Source organism: Pseudomonas azotoformans (assembly GCF_900103345.1).
Classification (GTDB): domain Bacteria; phylum Pseudomonadota; class Gammaproteobacteria; order Pseudomonadales; family Pseudomonadaceae; genus Aquipseudomonas; species Aquipseudomonas azotoformans.
On record NZ_LT629702.1, the window covers coordinates 4,120,469 to 4,138,226 of the forward strand.

Below are 17,758 nucleotides of genomic sequence, written 5' to 3' on the forward strand. Positions count from 1 at the left end.
GAAACATTCCCCGTGCCATAACGAGACCGTTATGCCCAGATTGCCGACTGTGTTACTGCTGTCGCTGCTGACCTGGACCGCAACGGCTGGCGCGTTGACTCTCACTGATGATGAGCGTGGCTGGTTGGCGGACCATCAGGAGCTGCGCCTGGGGGTGGACGCGTCATGGCCGCCCTTTGAATACCGTGACGAAGAGGGCCGCTACCAAGGCTTGGCGGCCGATTACGTGCGCCTGATCCAGGACCGCCTGGGCATACGGGTCAAGCTGATCGAACCGGTGAACTGGAGCGCGGTGTTGGAGCTGGCCCGCAACAACCAGCTCGACCTGCTGCCCGGCATCATGTCCACGCCCGAACGCCAAGGTTACATGGCGTTCACTCGCCCGTACCTGGACTTCCCCATCGTCATCCTGGCCCACGAAGGCGGGGCCAAACCGCGCAACCTGAAGGACCTCTATGGGCTGAAGATTGCCGTGGTGGAGAACTACGCGCCTCATGAACTGCTGCGCACTCACCACCCCGACCTCAACCTGGTGGCCATGCCGAATGTCAGCTCAACGCTGCAAGCCCTGGCCACGGACGAAGTGGATGCGGTCGTCGGTGACCTCGCCTCAAGCGTCTGGAGCCTGCGCCAACTCAAGCTCGACGGCTTGTACGTCAGCGGAGAAACACCCTACCGCTACCAACTGGCGATGGGCGTACCACGCGACAACAAAATGCTGGTGGGCATCCTGGACAAGGTAATGGCCGACCTCAGCCCGCAGGAAACCGACGCGATCCAGCAACATTGGGTCGGCAGCTTTACCGACCATCGCACCTTCTGGACCGACTTGCTGACTTACGGCCTGCCCACAGTGTTGCTGCTGAGTACGGTGCTGGCCGTGGTGATCCGGATCAATCGCCGGCTCAGCTCGGAAATCTCCCGCCGCGTAGCCCTCGAACAGGAGCTGCGCAGCAGCGAGTACCACTATCGTGGCCTGGTAGAGAGCTTGTCCGCGATCGCCTGGGAAGCCAGCGTCACCGATTTCACCTACAGCTACGTATCACCCCACGCCGAGGAACTGCTGGGCTACCCCCGCGCCCACTGGCTGATTCCGGGCTTCTGGCGCAACATCATTCACCCCGCCGACCTGCTTCGCGCCGAATCCTACTGCCAACGCGAAACCCGCGCCAACCGCGACCACAGCGTTGATTACCGGGTTATCACCGCCGACAACCGTTGCTTGTGGGTGCGTGACATCGTCAGCCTGATCGAACACGGCCATGAGCCCGTACTGCGTGGTTTGATGATCGATATCAGCGAGGCCAAGCGTACCGAAGAGGCCTTGCAACTGTCTGAGCAGAAATTTGCCTCGGTGTTCCAGCAATGCCCGGACATCCTGGTGATCGCGCGGCTGTCCGATGGCTGCCTGCTGGAGGTGAACAAAGCGTTCGAGGACCAGGTCGGGCTGACGGCCGAACAGGTCGTGGGTAAAACCGCTACCGAGCTGAACATCTGGGGCATCCAGGGCGTAGGCCCCGACCTGCTGCAGCGAGTGCAGACCACCAGCATCCGCAACCTGGAAATGCCCTTCCTGCGCAGTAATGGCCAAGCCTTCACCGGGCTGATTTCCGCCGAACCGTTTCAACTCGATACCACGGAGGCCATCGTGGTGGTGGTGCGGGACATCACCCAACTCAAGGAAACCCAGCAACAGCTGCAGACCTCCGAAGAGAAATTCGCCAAGGCCTTCCACGCCTCCCCCGACGGCTTGCTGCTGAGCCGACAGCGCGATGGCCTGCTGATTGAAGTGAACGACGGTTTCAGCCGGATCACAGGCTTCAACAGCGCCGCGTCGCTCGATCAATCCACCTTGGACCTGGGCATCTGGGTAGACCTCAACGAACGCAAACACATGCTGGAACTGATGCAGCGCGATGGGTTTGTGCGTGACTTTATCTGCCACATACGCCGCAGCGATGGCCAGATCCGCCTGTGTGAGCTATCCAGCCGTCCGCTGCCGATTGGCGACGACGACTGCATGCTGACCATCGCCCGAGACATCACCGAACGCCAACTGATGCAGGAAAAACTGCAACAAGCCGCCACCGTGTTCGAGAGCACGGCCGAAGGTGTGTTGATCACCGACACCCGACAGAACATCAGCGCCGTCAACCGTGCCTTCAGCGAAATCACCGGTTACAGCGAGGCTGAAGCCCTCGGCAGCACCCCGCGCCTGCTCGCTTCCGGGCTGCATGACAGCGCGTTTTATGCGGCGATGTGGCACCAATTGACCGCCCAAGGGCACTGGCAAGGCGAGATATCCAATCGTCGCAAGAACGGCGAGTTGTACCCCAGCTGGCTGACCATCAGTGCCGTGCGCAACCGCGACCAGTTGATCACGCATTTCGTCGCGGTGTTCGCCGACATTTCCAGCCTCAAACTGGCCCAGGCCCGCCTCGACTACCAGGCGCATCACGACCCTTTGACCGGCTTGCCCAACCGCACGCTGTTCGAAAGTCGACTGCAGGCCGCCCTCAACGGCCACCAGGAAACCGGCAAACAAGGCGCCGTGCTGTTTCTTGACCTGGACCGTTTCAAACACATCAACGACAGCCTCGGCCACCCGATCGGCGACCTGCTGCTCAAAGACATCGCCGTACGCCTCAAGGAGCAACTGCGCGACATCGACACCGTGGCACGCCTGGGCGGCGACGAATTCATCATTCTGCTCCCCGGCCTGCAGCACGCCAACGACGCCCAGAATCTGGCCAATAAACTGCTGGCCTGCTTTACACCGCCGTTCCAGGCCGGTGAGCACGAGTTCTTTATCAGCGCCAGCATCGGCACCAGCCTCTACCCGCAGGACGGCACCGACGTCGCCACGCTGGTCAAGAACGCCGACGCGGCGATGTACCGCTCCAAGGCCAAGGGGCGCAACCGGGTCGAACGCTACACCCGCGACCTCACTGCTCAGGCCAACGAACGCGTGGCACTGGAACACGAACTGCGCCGCGCCATCGAGCGCGATGAACTGAGCCTTTACTACCAACCCAAACTGAGCTTGATGACCCAGGAACTGATCGGCGCCGAAGCGCTGATTCGTTGGCATCACCCCACCTTTGGCGACGTGCCACCGGAACACTTCATCGCCCTGGCCGAAGAGAACGGCATGATCCTGCAGATCGGTGATTGGGTGCTGGAACAGGCCTGCCGACAACTGCACGCCTGGCAAGGCACGTTCGAGGAGTTCGGCCCACTGTCGGTGAACCTGGCCGGCGCCCAATTGCGTCACCCCGGCTTGCTGGCGCGCATCGAACAGCTATTGCGCGACTACCAACTCGACCCGGGCTGCCTGCAACTGGAGATCACCGAAAACTTCATCATGAGCCAGGCCGAAGAAGCGCTGGAAGTGCTGCACCAACTCAAAGACTTGGGTGTACAACTGGCCATTGATGACTTCGGCACCGGCTACTCCTCCCTCAGCTACCTCAAGCGCCTACCGTTGGACTTTCTGAAGATCGACCAATCCTTTGTCCGCGGCCTGCCCGACGACCCCCACGACGCCGCCATCGTGCGCGCCATCATCGCCCTGGGCCACAGCATGCAATTCACCATCATCGCCGAAGGCGTGGAGAACCCCGCGCAACAAGCCTTCCTTGCCGCCGAAGGCTGCGAACAGATGCAAGGCTACATCGTCAGCCTGCCGCTACCGCCGGAGCTTTTTGCTGCTACGTTTCTTCGTATGAGCATTGAGGATTTTTCGGATGGCACAGTGGGGAAACCATCGTTATAATCCGCGACCTGTTACAGGGCCTATAGCTCAGTTGGTCAGAGCAGAGGACTCATAATCCTTTGGTCCACGGTTCAAGTCCGTGTGGGCCCACCAAACAAGAAAGCCGCGCAATGCGCGGCTTTTGTGTGTCTGGCAACCTCATTTCGCAAACAACTGCCCAATATCCCTGAACGCCTTGAACTCCAGCGCGTTCCCGCACGGATCAAACAGAAACAACGTCGCCTGCTCCCCCACCTGCCCCTTGAAGCGAATATGCGGCTCCAGCACGAAGCAGGTTTGCCGGGCCTGCAAGCGTTCCGCCAGGGCATGCCAGTCTTCCCAACTCAGCACCACGCCAAAATGCGGCACGGGGACGTTGTGGCCGTCGACTGCGTTGGTGTGCGCCGATTCCTGAGAGGCAGTCTTAGGGTGTTCGTGGATCACCAGTTGGTGGCCGAAGAAGTTGAAGTCGACCCAATGATCGCTTGAGCGTCCTTCTTCAAGGCCAAAGACTTCACCGTAGAAATGCCGCGCAGCGGCCAGGTCGTATACCGGGATTGCCAGGTGGAAAGGGGCGAGTTTCATCAGGTCAAACCTCTATGGGCGTTAAGTGCCCCGAGTTTAGCCTTGCTAGCAACGATGAAAAGACGATAGTTTTTGCATCGAGCTCAAATTATTTCGATCAATCGAGACGCCCATGCTGCGTGAATTGAAGACGTTTATTGCCGTCACTCGTCACGGCACATTTGCGGCGGCGGGCATGCATATCGGGCTGACGCAGTCGGCGGTGAGTGCGCAGATTCGTCAATTGGAGCAGGCGCTCGGTGTGCCGTTGTTCGACCGTACCGGGCGCCAGGCCACGTTGAATGCTGCGGGTTTGCGTGCCTTGCCGTTGGCCAGGGAGATCCTGGAGACCTTCAACCGCATGGCGGTGCCGGTGGATGCCAACGAGTATCGGGGTGAGTTGAAGGTGGGCGCCATTACCACCGCGCAAACCGGTTTGTTGCCTCAGGCACTGGTGCGTTTGCGTCAGGCGGCGCCAACGGTGGAGTGCAAGCTGGTACCCGGCGTGTCCCTGGAGTTGTTGAGCCGGGTGGACGCCGGTGAACTGGACTCGGCGATCATCATCCGCCCGCCCTTCGACCTGCCCAAGGAACTGCACGTGCAGGTGCTGCGCAAGGAGCCGTTCGCGCTGATCGTGCCTCACACGTTGGCGGGTGATGACCCGTTGCAGTTGCTCGCGACGCAGCCGCATGTGCGCTATGACCGTGCTTCCTTTGGCGGTCGCCTGGTCAGCCGATTCCTGAAGGAACATAAACTCGACGTGCAGGTAGCATTGGAGTTGGATGAGCTGGAAGCCATCGTCAAGATGGTCGAATGCGGCCTGGGCGTATCGCTGATTCCTCAAGCCGGGTTGTGGCTGGAGCGCTCGCCCAACGTGCGAATCATCCCATTGGGCAGCCGGACCTTTTACCGCGAAATCATCCTGCTGAGCCGCTACAGTCAACGCCACCTGCCCGTACCGCAACTGTTCACCCGCTGCCTGTTCGCCGACGCCAACCTGTAAGATGCCAACCCATTGCCCGCCTATCGGAGCCCTCGCCTTGCCCGCCCTAGATGAAATCGACCGCCAACTGATCGCCGCCCTGCAGATCAACGCCCGCGAAAGCGTGGCCATGCTCGCCCGGCAGTTGGGCATCGCGCGCACCACGGTGACGTCGCGCCTGGCGCGCCTGGAGAAAACCCAGGTGATCACCGGTTATGGCGTGCGCCTCGGGCAGCGGGTGGTCGATGGTGGTTTGCAGGCTTATGTGGGCATCACCGTACAAGCGCGCTCGGGCAAAGAGGTGTTGCGCCGGTTGAGTGCCATGGCCCAGGTGCAGCAGTTGTGCGCGGTGAGTGGCGAGTTTGATTATGTGGCCTGGCTGCGCACGGATTCGCCGGAGCAGTTGGACCAATTACTGGACCAGATTGGCAGCGTCGACGGCGTGGAGAAAACCACCACGTCGATCATCCTCAGTAACAAATTGGATCGCGGCCAACCAATCTGACCAACAGCTTCGTCATTCTGACTAAAAACAGATCAATCCGACGACACTTTGCGTCTTATTAACGAACGCTACACTCCCTAAACTGGCTGCCATCTTTTCCTATACTCAGCGGGTCGTGCCCCGCCGAGTCATCAGCCAGGTCAGCCATGAACACGTCCAACAAAAACAATCGCCACCCTGCAGACGGTAAAAAACCCATCACCATCTTTGGCCCGGACTTCCCGTTCGCCTTCGATGACTGGATCGAACACCCCGCCGGCCTGGGCAGCATCCCCGCCGCCAACCATGGTGCCGAAGTGGCGATCGTCGGGGCCGGCATCGCGGGCCTGGTGGCCGCTTACGAGCTGATGAAACTGGGCCTCAAGCCGGTGGTGTACGAAGCCTCGAAAATGGGCGGTCGCCTGCGCTCCCAAGCCTTTGAAGGTGCCGAAGGTATCATCGCCGAGTTGGGCGGCATGCGCTTTCCGGTGTCATCGACGGCGTTCTACCACTATGTGGACAAGCTCGGCCTGGAAACCAAACCCTTCCCCAACCCGCTGACCCCGGCCTCCGGCAGCACGGTCATCGACCTCGAAGGCCAGACCCACTACGCGCAAAAACTCTCCGACCTGCCGGTACTGTTCCAGGAAGTCGCGGACGCCTGGGCCGATGCGCTGGAAGCCGGTTCACAGTTCGGCGATATCCAACAGGCTATCCGCGACCGCGACGTGCCGCGCCTCAAAGAGCTGTGGAACAAGCTGGTGCCGCTGTGGGACGACCGCACCTTCTACGACTTCGTCGCCACCTCCAAGGCGTTCGCCAAGCTGTCGTTCCTGCACCGTGAAGTCTTCGGCCAGGTGGGTTTCGGCACCGGCGGCTGGGACTCGGATTTCCCCAACTCGATGCTGGAAATCTTCCGCGTGGTGATGACCAACTGCGACGACCACCAACACCTGGTGGTCGGCGGCGTAGCCCAGGTGCCGATGGGCATCTGGCGCCATGTACCGGAGCGTTGCGCCCACTGGCCGGCCGGCACCAGCCTGAGTTCACTGCATCGCGGCGCCCCACGCGCGGGCGTCAAACGCATTGCCCACGCCGCCGATGGCCGTTTCGCCGTCACCGACAACTATGGCGACACCCGCGAATACGCCGCCGTGCTGACCACCTGCCAAAGCTGGCTGCTGACCACCCAGATCGAATGCGACGAGAGCCTGTTCTCGCAAAAAATCTGGATGGCCCTGGACCGCACACGCTACATGCAGTCATCAAAAACCTTCGTGATGGTCGACCGCCCGTTCTGGAAGGACAAAGACCCGGAAACCGGCCGCGACCTCATGAGTATGACCCTCACCGACCGCCTGACCCGTGGCACCTACCTGTTCGATAACGGCGACGATAAGCCGGGGGTGATCTGCCTGTCGTACTCGTGGATGAGCGACGCCCTGAAAATGCTGCCGCAGCCCATCGACAAGCGAGTGAAGCTGGCCCTCGATGCGCTGAAAAAGATCTACCCGAAAGTCGATATCAAGGCGCGCATTATCGGCGATCCGATCACCGTGTCCTGGGAAGCCGACCCGCATTTCCTCGGGGCCTTCAAGGGCGCGTTGCCGGGTCACTATCGCTATAACCAGCGTATGTATGCACACTTCATGCAGAAGGACATGCCCGCCGAACAACGTGGGATATTTATCGCCGGTGATGATGTGTCCTGGACGCCTGCCTGGGTCGAAGGCGCCGTGCAAACCTCGCTGAACGCGGTGTGGGGCATCATGACCCACTTTGGTGGCAGCACTCACCCCGAGAACCCAGGGCCGGGTGATGTGTTCGATGAGATCGGACCAATCGCCCTGGCAGATTAAGGAGTTGAACATGCGCGTCGCCTTGTACCAATGCCCGCCGCTGCCGCTGGATGTGGCCGGCAACCTCACGCGCTTGCATCAACTGGCGCATGAGGCCTCCGATGCCGATGTGCTGGTGCTGCCGGAGATGTTCCTCAGCGGCTACAACATCGGTGCCGAAGCCGTTGGCGCCTTGGCCGAGGCGCAGGATGGGCCGTCGGCGCAGGCGATTGCCGAACTGGCCAAAAGCGCCGGGCTGGCGATTCTGTACGGTTACCCGGAGCGGGCCGAGGATGGTCAGATCTACAACGCCGTGCAGTTGATCGACGCTAACGGCCAGCGCCTGTGCAACTACCGCAAGACCCATCTGTTCGGCGACCTGGACCATTCGATGTTCAGCGCTGGCGAGGATGATTTCCCGCTGGTAGAACTCAACGGCTGGAAGCTCGGTTTCCTGATCTGCTATGACCTGGAATTCCCGGAAAACACCCGGCGCCTGGCCCTGGCTGGCGCCGAGTTGATCCTGGTGCCCACTGCCAACATGGTGCCGTTCGACTTTGTCGCCGATGTCACCGTGCGGGCGCGGGCCTTTGAAAACCAGTGCTATGTGGCCTACGCCAATTACTGCGGGCACGAAGGCGAGATCCAGTACTGCGGGCAGAGCAGCATTGCCGCGCCGAATGGACAGCGTATTGCCCAGGCCGGCCTGGACGAAGCGCTGATTGTCGGGGAGTTGGAGCGCCAATCGCTCCTCGACGCCCGCAGTGCCAATCATTACCTGCAAGATCGCCGCCCCGAGTTGTACGGCGCGCTGCACAAGCCCTGATCCGGCCGGTTTGTTAGCATAGGCACATTCTATGTTTCGGAAGTGCCCATGCCTGCGCCGGCCCACCCTCACCACCTTCACCTGACCCTGGCCAATGGCCTGCGGGTTTCCTTGCGTCATGCCCCACGATTGAAGCGTTGCGCCGCCGTGCTGAGGGTGGCGGCCGGCAGCCATGATGTGCCGTTGGCGTGGCCGGGGCTGGCGCATTTTCTGGAGCATTTGCTGTTTCTCGGGACCGCACGCTTTCCCACAAGCGAAGGGTTGATGGCCTACGTGCAACGCCATGGGGGCCAAGTCAATGCCAGCACCCGTGAACGCACCACGGACTTCTTCTTCGAACTGCCGGATGCCACGTTTGCCGGGGGTCTGGAGCGCTTGGCCGATATGCTGACCCATCCGCGCCTGGCGTTGGAGGATCAGTTGCGCGAACGCGAGGTGCTGCACGCGGAGTTTATCGCCTGGTCTCAAGACACCCAGGCGCAGCAGCAGGTCGCGTTGCTGGAAGGACTTGCAGCTGACCACCCGCTGCGCGGCTTTCATGCAGGCAACCGCGACAGCCTGCCAGTTGAGCGTGAGACCTTTCAGCAAGACTTGCGGGAATTTCACACGCAGTACTATCAGAGTGGGCAGATGACCTTGAGCCTGGCCGGCCCACTATCGCTGGAGGCACTGGAAGGCTTGGCACAGCGGTTCAGTGAACAGCTGACCTCAGGGCCCCTGCGCCCACAATCCGTGCCCCCGGCCTTGATGCCGGGGCAAGCGCAGCACTATCAGCACATTGCCAAGGATCACCTGCATCAGGTCTTCACCTGTGATGCGCCCCGTGAAGCGCTGGAGTTTCTCTGCACCTGGCTTAACGCGTCGGCACCCGGCGGATTGCTGTCCGAACTGAAAGCGCGACACCTGGCGAGCGCACTGCAGGCGTCGGTGCTGTATCACTTCGCCGGGCAAACAGTGCTGGATATCGACATTACGCTCAGTGGTCCCGCTGAATCAGCCACACAAGTCGAGGCGTTGCTGTACGACTGGCTGAGCTTTTTCGCACACAGCGACTGGGCTGCGTTGCGCGAAGAGTTTGCTCTGCTGGCCGCTCGCCAACAGCAAACCCAAGGCGCCCTGGCATTGGCCCGAAATGACCGCCAAGACCTGTCGGAACAGGATGTCGTCGCCCTCAAGGCCCTGCTTGAATCGCTGCGCTTGCCACCCTCCGAACACCCATGGCAACTGCCGCCGAACAACCCCTTCCTGCGCCCGCCGGTCAAGGAAGAACGCGCCGGCCTGATTCGCGGCCAGACCAGCGCCCACCGAGGCTTGCGCACGTTTGCCCAGGATCGCTCCAGAGGGCGTCGTGATGCATCGGCACTGGCCTTCAGCCAGGCATTGCCGGACGACGGCGATGAAGGTGCGCTGTATCTGCAATGGCAGTCAGCCCCCACAGGCCAGGAAAGCGCGTTGCAGTCGTTACGCGAAAATGCCCGCCAGGCGGGTGTCGAAGTTTCATTCGACGATCTGGGCAGCCATAGGCTGGTGAAACTGGTCGGGCTTCAGGAACCGATCCCCGCAATCCTGGAAGTGCTGGCGCAATGCCTGAGCGATCCGCAGGAGGCTCAAGCCGCCTCGCCGCCCATGATCGCCATCCGCGAATTGCTCAAGTCGCTGCCCGCTTGCTGCGCTGCCACCCCCTGCGAACCGGCCTCATGGGCTACCGCGCGCTGGCAAGGGCTAGGGCTGGGTTTCTCCGCCGCCCTTGAAGCCGCGATCAAAACCGCTGCGGCCCGCCTGCCGGGGCAACCCGCTAGCCTCAATCACGTCGCGCCATCCCTAGGCGGCCAACGCATCTGGCATGCGGTGCAAACCGACTCAACCGAAGCCGCCCTGCTGCTGTTTTGCCCGGCACCCAGCCAGTCCCTGGCGGACGAAGCCGCCTGGCGACTGCTCTGCCATCTGCTCCAGGCGCCCTTCTACCAGCGCCTGCGGGTAGAACTGCAAATCGGCTACGCCGTGTTCTGCGGCATCCGGCAGATAAACGGCCAGACCGGCCTGCTGTTCGGCGTGCAATCCCCCAGCCTATCCCTGGAAGGCATCGCCGATCACCTGCAGACCTTCCTGCAGCAACTGCCGGCGCTGATCGATAGCCGCGACGACCTGGACAACCAGACCTTGGCCGAGCAGTTCAGCACACAAGCGCTGCCCAACGCCCAAGCCGCCGAACTGCTGTGGCACGCCCACCTGGCGGGCCATCCGTCAGAGTACCTGGCTCAACTTCAAACCCAGATCAGAACCTGTACCCGCGCAGAATTGCAGCGTGCCGCCGAGCAGTTGAACGACGCCGCAGGCGGCTGGCGCTGCATCGGCAACGGCCCGCGCATCTCGACTACGTGGCAAGCGGCAGGGTGATCATTGCCGCCCCTGCAAAAGGCTTTCTCCCTCAAGACAGCGCTAACTTGAAAAGAATTGAGTAATATTCCCACGCACACATCTGAACATCTCCGACTGGAGGTGGACTATATGTATTACTTGGTAGTAAACGTCCCATCCCTTCGTAGGAGTAAGAATATGACCTGGTCCAAACCTGCTTACACTGATCTGCGCATCGGTTTCGAAGTCACCATGTACTTCGCCAGCCGTTAATCCGCTGGGTAATACAACGCCTCGGTTCGCCCGGGGCGTTTTTGTTTTGAGCTTGATGGAGCTGCCATGTTTGTCCAGATTCTAGGTTCCGCCGCTGGCGGTGGTTTCCCGCAGTGGAACTGCAACTGCGTGAACTGCGCGGGTTTTCGTGATGGCAGCCTGCGGGCCCAGGCGCGTACCCAGTCGTCCATCGCGATCTCCGACGATGGCGTGAACTGGGTGCTGTGCAACGCCTCGCCGGATATCCGCGCGCAACTCCAGGGCTTTGCACCGATGCAACCGGGCCGCGCCCTGCGCGATACCGGTATCAGCGCGATCATCCTGATGGACAGCCAGATCGACCACACCACCGGCCTGCTGAGCCTGCGCGAGGGCTGCCCGCACCAGGTGTGGTGCACCGACATGGTCCATGAAGACCTCAGCACCGGTTTCCCGCTGTTCACCATGCTCACCCACTGGAACGGTGGCCTGGCCTGGAACCGTATCGAGCTGGACGCCAGTTTCACCATCCCGGCCTGCCCCAACCTGCGCTTCACCCCGCTGCCGCTGCGCAGCGCAGCGCCGCCCTACTCGCCGCACCGCTTCGACCCGCACCCGGGCGACAACATTGGCCTGATCGTCGAAGACCTGCGCACCGGCGGCAAGCTGTTCTACGCCCCAGGCCTGGGCAAGGTTGACGCGCCGTTGCTGGAGATCATGGCCAGCAGCGACTGCCTGCTGGTGGACGGCACGATGTGGGATGACGATGAAATGCAGCGCCGTGGCGTGGGCACCCGCACCGGCCGCGAGATGGGCCACCTGGCACAGAACGGCCCCGGCGGCATGCTCGAAGTGCTGGAGCAGTTGCCCGAGCAGCGCAAGGTGCTTATCCACATCAACAACACCAACCCGATCCTCGATGAAGACTCCCCCGAGCGAGCGGAATTGGTGCGGCGCAATGTCGAAGTGGCGTACGACTGCATGAGTATTGAATTGTAGGAGCTGACGAGATGACTGACACGCCATTGACTACCGCCGAATTCGAAGCCGCCCTGCGAGCCAAGGGCGCCTTCTACCACATCCACCACCCGTACCACGTGGCGATGTATGAAGGCCGCGCCACCCGCGAGCAGATCCAGGGCTGGGTCGCCAACCGTTTCTACTACCAGGTGAATATCCCGCTCAAAGACGCTGCGATCCTGGCCAACTGCCCGGACCGTGAGGTCCGTCGCGAGTGGATCCAGCGCCTGCTCGACCACGATGGCGCCCCCGGTGAAGACGGCGGCATCGAAGCCTGGCTGCGCCTGGGCCAGGCGGTAGGCCTCGACCCCGACCAACTGCGCTCGCAGGAATTGGTGCTGCCCGGCGTACGATTCGCGGTAGACGCCTACGTCAACTTCGCCCGCCGTGCCAGTTGGCAGGAAGCCGCCAGCAGCTCGCTGACCGAGCTGTTCGCGCCGCAGATCCACCAGTCGCGCCTCGACAGCTGGCCGCAGCATTACCCGTGGATCGACCCGGCCGGCTATGAATACTTCCGCACCCGCCTGGGCCAGGCCCGCCGCGATGTGGAACACGGGTTGGCGATCACCCTGCAGCACTACACCACCCGCGAAGGCCAGGAGCGCATGCTGGAAATTCTCCAGTTCAAACTGGACATCCTGTGGAGCATGCTCGACGCCATGAGCATGGCCTATGAACTCAAACGCCCGCCGTACCACAGCGTCACCGAGCAGCGGGTGTGGCACAAAGGGATCACCCTATGAGCTTTGATCGCAGCAAGAAACCGACCTGGCGCCAGGGCTACCGCTATCAATATGAGCCGGCGCAAAAAGGCCATGTGTTGCTCTACCCCGAAGGCATGATCAAGCTCAATGACAGCGCTGCATTGATCGGTGGCTTGATCGACGGTGAGCGCGACGTAGCAGCCATCATCGCCGAGCTGGAGAAGCAATTCCCCGGCGTGCCTGAACTCGGTGAAGACATCGAGCAATTCATGGAGGTCGCCCGTGCTGAGCACTGGATCACCCTTGCCTGAAAAGCCGGCCATCGGCCTGCCGCTGTGGTTGCTGGCCGAGCTGACCTACCGCTGCCCGTTGCAGTGCCCATACTGCTCCAACCCGTTGGACTTTGCCGAGCAGGGCAAGGAGCTGACGACCGAGCAGTGGTTCAAGGTATTCCGCGAAGCCCGCGAGATGGGGGCCGCGCAGCTGGGGTTTTCCGGCGGTGAGCCGCTGGTGCGCCAGGATCTGGCCGAGTTGATCGCTGAAGCACGCAAACTGGGGTTCTATACCAACCTGATCACCTCGGGTATCGGCCTCACCGAGCAGAAGATCAGCGACTTCAAGAAAGCCGGCCTGGACCATATCCAGATCAGTTTCCAGGCCAGCGACGAACAGGTGAACAACCTGCTGGCCGGCTCGAAAAAAGCCTTCGCACAGAAACTGGAGATGGCCAGGGCGGTGAAAGCCCACGGCTACCCGATGGTGCTGAACTTCGTCACCCATCGGCACAATATCGACAAGATCGACCGCATCATCGAGCTGTGCATTGCGCTGGAGGCGGACTTTGTGGAGCTCGCCACCTGCCAGTTCTACGGCTGGGCGCAGCTCAATCGTGTGGGGTTGTTGCCGACCAAAGAACAGCTGGTACGTGCCGAACGCATCACCAACGAATACCGCGCCAAGCTGGAAGCGGAAGGTCACCCGTGCAAGCTGATCTTCGTCACACCGGACTACTACGAAGAGCGCCCGAAGGCCTGCATGAACGGCTGGGGCAGTATCTTTCTGACTGTGACGCCGGACGGCACCGCCCTGCCGTGTCACGGTGCCCGACAGATGCCGGTGCAATTTCCCAATGTGCGCGACCACAGCATGCAGCACATCTGGTACGACTCGTTCGGCTTCAACCGCTTTCGGGGCTACGACTGGATGCCCGAACCGTGCCGTTCCTGCGATGAAAAAGAGAAGGACTTCGGCGGCTGCCGTTGCCAGGCCTTCATGCTCACGGGGGACGCGAGCAATGCCGACCCGGTGTGCAGCAAGTCCGAGCAGCACGGCATCATCCTGCAAGCGCGGGAAGAAGCCGAACACGCCACCCAGACCATCCAGCAGTTGGCCTTTCGCAACGAGCGCAACTCACGGCTCATCGCAAAAGGCTGACGGCCTCAGCGCTTGGCGATGATGTACACCGCGTGCACGATGCCCGGGATGTAGCCGCACAGGGTCAGCAGGATATTCAGCCAGAACGCGCCGCCGAAACCCACTTGCAGGAACACACCCAGTGGCGGCAACAGAATGGCGATGATGATACGAATGAAATCCATGGGATCAGCTCCAGAAAATCGGCTCGTGTGAGCCGTGTAGCTAATCGACCTTGGGCGTTCGTGAGGGTTCAGTGGGATCTGGCGTTGGGCCACTGTCAGGCTAGAATCTCCAAGCCGTGCTTCTGCACAATGCTCAGCAATTTGAGCGCCATGCCGCTGGGTTGCTTCTCGCCGGACTCCCACTTTTTCACGGTGGACGCGCTGGTGTTCAGGTAGCGGGCGAACACAGGCTGGCTCACATGGCTGCTTTCACGAAGCTGCTTGATTTGGTCGGCCGGGATTTGCTCAGGGACGGCAGATAAGCAGGCCTCGTCATATTCACGAAGCGTGGTTTTACTGATGGCGCCGATGGCATAGAGCGCTACCGCGGATTTGTGTACCGACTCCAACGCTTCGCTTTCATATTTTTTGATCATGATGTATCTCCACAAACTCCCTGAGATCCAGAAGTCGCTGGACCTGTGCTTCGTTTAAACTTTCATAAGTCTTTGCCATCGCCCGAAACCAAATCAAATCCTTTTGACTGATATTGCTTTGATCCTGCTTGGCGAACAAAAGTTGATAAACCCAGTAATGCCTGCCCTTGGCCAGGACGATAGAGCGATGTCTATTCTGATTCAGGCGCTTTTTCCACACGCCGCCTCCCAGATTATCCGCTTGCCCCGTAAGTAACTGGCCAAATGCCTCCCTCAACTCTGAATCACAAATCCAAGCTTTACCGGCAGCATCAGCAAAATCGCGGGTCTTGAACAGCCTGAGCTTCATGGATATCCCTTCCCACAAACATACCACCCAGTGGTATAGATTAGAAGTAGAGCACGCTGTGCCCCATCGGCAGTCCTTGCCGACGCTCGCTAAAAAGCCATTGTTTTCACAAACGCTCAATCAACATTTTCAATCCAAAAATGACACGCCCAAAAAAACGCCCCCAGCCAAAAAAATCAGGCCGGAGGCGCCGCGTAGACCGCGAGACGGTTCAGAAATAAGGGGGTTAAACGGCGATACCCTTGCGGCATTGCAGTTGAGCGGTACGCACGCGGGAGAAGGCGCGGGCCAGGCGCAGGAGCATTTCGTCGATGTTGCTTTTGCTCACGGTCAGGGCCGGGGTGAAGCGCAGGCAGTTGGGTTGCGGAGCTTGGAGGATCAGGCCTTCGTGCAGCGCCGCTTTTACAACAGCATCCGCAGAATCATCCGACAACGTCAGGCCCCACATCAGGCCGTGGCCGCGCAGTTGGCCGTGGTCGTAGCGGTAGGCCAGGCGGGCAAGGCCTTCGCCGAGGTAAAGGCCGGACTCACGCACCTGTTCCAGAAAACCGTGCTCCAGCAGCGTATCGCATACCGCCAGCCCGGCCGATGCCATCAGCGCATTGCCGTGATGGGTGCCTTCCAGCTCGCCCACTTCAAAACAGCAGGCTTTACCACGCGCCAGCAGCGCCGCAAGGGGCACACCGCCGCCCAAGCCTTTGCCGAGGGTGATGATGTCGGCACGTACGCCGTATTGCTGCTCGGCGAGCAAGGTGCCGCAGCGGCCCATGCCGGTTTGCACTTCGTCGAGGATCAGCAGGATCCCCAGTTCACGGCACAAGCGCTCTACGCCCTTGAGATAGTGCTCCGTCGCGGGGATTACACCGGCTTCGCCCTGGATCGGCTCCAGCAGGATGGCGACAGTTTGTGCGTCGACTGCCGCATGCAGGGCCGGCAGATCGTTGAAGGGCACATGGCTGAAACCCGGCAACTGTGGTTCAAAACGGTTTTCAAGCGTACTTGCCGACGCCGACATCGCCGCAAAGCTACGGCCATGGCAACCACCGCTCGCGCTGATGATGCGATAGGCGCCGCCGCGATGCAGTTGGCCCCATTTGCGCGCCAACTTGATCGCGGCTTCAACGGCTTCCGCGCCGCTGTTAAGCAGGTAGGCCTGGTCACTGCCGGTGCGATGGCACAGGCGCTCGGCGAGGTTGAGTTGAGCGCGGTTATGCAAGCCGTTGCCTGGGTTGATCAGCGCCTGAGCCTGGTCGGCCAATGCCTTGATCAACACCTGCGGGCTGTGACCGAGGCTGTTGGCGGCGTTGCCCTGGCTGAAATCCAGATAGGCCCGGTCATCGCTGTCCCAGAGCCAGGAACCCTGGCCGCGCACGAACACTTGCGGCGGCCGCGCTACGGAGGGCATCAGGGACTCGTTGGGAGGATTATCGCTGGGCGTCTCCAGTACTAAATCGTCCAGGCTCGGCGCAGGGCGACGGAACAGATTCATAGCTCGCCCCCAATAGCAACCGGACCTTGGTCGCTGCGACCCGCCATTATTGCCTTGAGGTTTTTTGCCTTGCCTATGTAAACGCTATCAACATAAACGCTGTTCATTGCCCGATCCGGCCCTGTAAGCCCTGCGAATAGGCGCTAGACTAGGCGGCTCGGGGGCCAGCGGCCATTTCGATTTTCCAGCTTTTTCGATAAGTAAGTCTTATGGATTTCAAGCAACTGCGTTATTTCGTCGCGGTGTATGAGGAAGGCCACGTAGGCCGTGCCGCCGAGCGTCTTTCGATCTCCCAGCCGGCGCTGTCCCAGCAGATTCGCCAGTTGGAGCAGAACCTGGATGTGAGCCTGTTCGAACGCAGCAGCAAGCGCCTGCTACCGACATTGGCGGCGCATACGCTGTACAACCACGCCCTGCCGTTGATCGATGGCATGCAACAGGCGGTTGAGGCCCTGCGCAACTTCAAGGGCCAGGCGATGCGCACCTTGGCCATCGGCGTGCTGCAAACTGTGCACACCAGCCTGGTCCCGCAGATGCTCGAGCGCGTGCGCAAGGCCCAGCCACATTTGGTGGTGCAGATCTACGAATTGACTGGAATTGAGATTGAGCGGCGGCTACTCAACGGCTCGCTGGATATCGGCATCAGCTACTTGCCGCCACGCCAGCCAGGGTTGCACGGCGTGTTGTTGTACGAAGATGAGTTGAAGGTGGTCATCCCAGAAGACCATCCCTTGCGCGAATTCAAGAAAGTCTCACTGAAGCAGGCCGCCGAGTTGCCGATGCTGCTGCTCGGGGAAGAATTCCAGGTCCGGCAGATCTGGCAGGGCCAACTGTCCAACCTCGGGCGGCGCCCGCAGGTGCAGGCAGAGCTCAATACCATGGTGGGGATTCTCGATAGCCTGCCTCATACCAAGCTGGCGACGGTACTGCCGGGGCGCTCCCAGGATGAACACAACAGCCAGGCGCTGCTGTGGAAACCCTTGAGTGAACCCAGGGTGCCGCTGAAAGTCGGTTTGGTGTGCCGCGATGTGCAGCGCCAGCAGGCGACGGTGGCGTTGCTGCGCACCTTGCTGGAAGACGTGATGAATGCCCCGCAGGCGCCTGCCTGACTTTTTCGCGGGCAA

General features: G+C 61.0%; 17 protein-coding genes and 1 tRNA gene. 13 read left to right on the top strand and 5 right to left on the bottom strand.

The window, feature by feature from the left end; translation table 11 throughout:
- The first annotated feature begins 31 nt into the window (after positions 1-31).
- Complete coding sequence (locus BLR69_RS18705; RefSeq protein ID WP_071494327.1) at positions 32-3,775, top strand: EAL domain-containing protein; 3,744 nt, start codon at positions 32-34, stop codon at positions 3,773-3,775.
- Between the two features lie 16 nt (positions 3,776-3,791).
- Positions 3,792-3,868: transfer RNA gene (locus BLR69_RS18710), tRNA-Ile, on the top strand.
- A 45-nt stretch (positions 3,869-3,913) separates the two neighbouring features.
- Here the strand turns inward: BLR69_RS18710 and BLR69_RS18715 are convergent.
- The gene (locus tag BLR69_RS18715) at positions 3,914-4,339 is read right to left on the bottom strand and encodes a VOC family protein (RefSeq protein ID WP_071494328.1); all 426 of its coding nucleotides are present in this window, start codon (positions 4,337-4,339) and stop codon (positions 3,914-3,916) included.
- A 112-nt stretch (positions 4,340-4,451) separates the two neighbouring features.
- Between BLR69_RS18715 and BLR69_RS18720 the strand changes: the two genes are divergently transcribed.
- The 10 genes from BLR69_RS18720 (at position 4,452) to pqqE (ending at position 14,216) form a co-directional block, all read left to right on the top strand.
- On the top strand, positions 4,452-5,321 hold the full coding sequence (locus BLR69_RS18720; RefSeq protein ID WP_071494329.1) for a LysR family transcriptional regulator: 870 nt from the start codon (positions 4,452-4,454) through the stop codon (positions 5,319-5,321).
- Between the two features lie 37 nt (positions 5,322-5,358).
- Positions 5,359-5,805 carry an Lrp/AsnC family transcriptional regulator gene (locus BLR69_RS18725; RefSeq protein WP_010206997.1) on the top strand — a complete coding sequence of 149 codons (447 nt, stop codon included), beginning with the start codon at positions 5,359-5,361 and terminating at the stop codon, positions 5,803-5,805.
- Positions 5,806-5,951: 146 nt separating this feature from the next.
- Positions 5,952-7,643, top strand: coding sequence for a flavin monoamine oxidase family protein (locus BLR69_RS18730; protein WP_071494330.1), 1,692 nt, complete (start codon positions 5,952-5,954; stop codon positions 7,641-7,643).
- Between the two features lie 10 nt (positions 7,644-7,653).
- A complete protein-coding gene (locus BLR69_RS18735; RefSeq protein ID WP_071494331.1) occupies positions 7,654-8,448 on the top strand; it encodes a carbon-nitrogen hydrolase family protein in 795 nt (264 codons plus the stop codon).
- Positions 8,449-8,496: 48 nt separating this feature from the next.
- Entirely contained in the window at positions 8,497-10,845 is a 2,349-nt protein-coding gene (gene pqqF / locus BLR69_RS18740; RefSeq protein WP_071494332.1) for a pyrroloquinoline quinone biosynthesis protein PqqF, read from the top strand.
- 159 nt (positions 10,846-11,004) lie between these two features.
- Positions 11,005-11,079 carry a pyrroloquinoline quinone precursor peptide PqqA gene (gene pqqA, locus BLR69_RS18745; protein WP_003194766.1) on the top strand — a complete coding sequence of 25 codons (75 nt, stop codon included), beginning with the start codon at positions 11,005-11,007 and terminating at the stop codon, positions 11,077-11,079.
- A 66-nt stretch (positions 11,080-11,145) separates the two neighbouring features.
- Complete coding sequence (gene pqqB, locus BLR69_RS18750) at positions 11,146-12,057, top strand: pyrroloquinoline quinone biosynthesis protein PqqB (protein WP_071494333.1); 912 nt, start codon at positions 11,146-11,148, stop codon at positions 12,055-12,057.
- Positions 12,058-12,068: 11 nt separating this feature from the next.
- A complete protein-coding gene (gene pqqC / locus BLR69_RS18755; RefSeq protein WP_071494334.1) occupies positions 12,069-12,821 on the top strand; it encodes a pyrroloquinoline-quinone synthase PqqC in 753 nt (250 codons plus the stop codon).
- Entirely contained in the window at positions 12,818-13,093 is a 276-nt protein-coding gene (gene pqqD, locus BLR69_RS18760; protein ID WP_071494335.1) for a pyrroloquinoline quinone biosynthesis peptide chaperone PqqD, read from the top strand. The genes pqqC and pqqD overlap by 4 nt, the downstream gene beginning before the upstream one ends.
- Positions 13,086-14,216 (top strand): pyrroloquinoline quinone biosynthesis protein PqqE, encoded by a 1,131-nt coding sequence (pqqE, locus tag BLR69_RS18765; protein ID WP_071494336.1) that lies wholly within the window; start codon positions 13,086-13,088, stop codon positions 14,214-14,216. Before pqqD ends, pqqE begins: the two co-directional genes overlap by 8 nt.
- Before the next feature lie 5 nt (positions 14,217-14,221).
- On the opposite strand, the gene BLR69_RS18770 is transcribed toward pqqE, so the two are convergent.
- The 4 genes from BLR69_RS18770 to BLR69_RS18785 form a co-directional block, all read right to left on the bottom strand.
- Complete coding sequence (locus BLR69_RS18770) at positions 14,222-14,380, bottom strand: YqaE/Pmp3 family membrane protein (RefSeq protein ID WP_003228885.1); 159 nt, start codon at positions 14,378-14,380, stop codon at positions 14,222-14,224.
- Between the two features lie 95 nt (positions 14,381-14,475).
- Positions 14,476-14,796, bottom strand: coding sequence for a helix-turn-helix domain-containing protein (locus BLR69_RS18775; protein WP_071494337.1), 321 nt, complete (start codon positions 14,794-14,796; stop codon positions 14,476-14,478).
- Positions 14,780-15,145 carry a type II toxin-antitoxin system RelE/ParE family toxin gene (locus BLR69_RS18780; protein WP_071494338.1) on the bottom strand — a complete coding sequence of 122 codons (366 nt, stop codon included), beginning with the start codon at positions 15,143-15,145 and terminating at the stop codon, positions 14,780-14,782. Before BLR69_RS18780 ends, BLR69_RS18775 begins: the two co-directional genes overlap by 17 nt.
- Positions 15,146-15,371: 226 nt before the next feature.
- Positions 15,372-16,634 (bottom strand): aspartate aminotransferase family protein, encoded by a 1,263-nt coding sequence (locus BLR69_RS18785; protein ID WP_071494339.1) that lies wholly within the window; start codon positions 16,632-16,634, stop codon positions 15,372-15,374.
- Between the two features lie 209 nt (positions 16,635-16,843).
- Here BLR69_RS18785 and BLR69_RS18790 point away from each other — a divergent pair, with 209 nt between their 5' ends.
- Complete coding sequence (locus BLR69_RS18790) at positions 16,844-17,743, top strand: LysR family transcriptional regulator (RefSeq protein WP_071494340.1); 900 nt, start codon at positions 16,844-16,846, stop codon at positions 17,741-17,743.
- Positions 17,744-17,758: the final 15 nt, after the last annotated feature.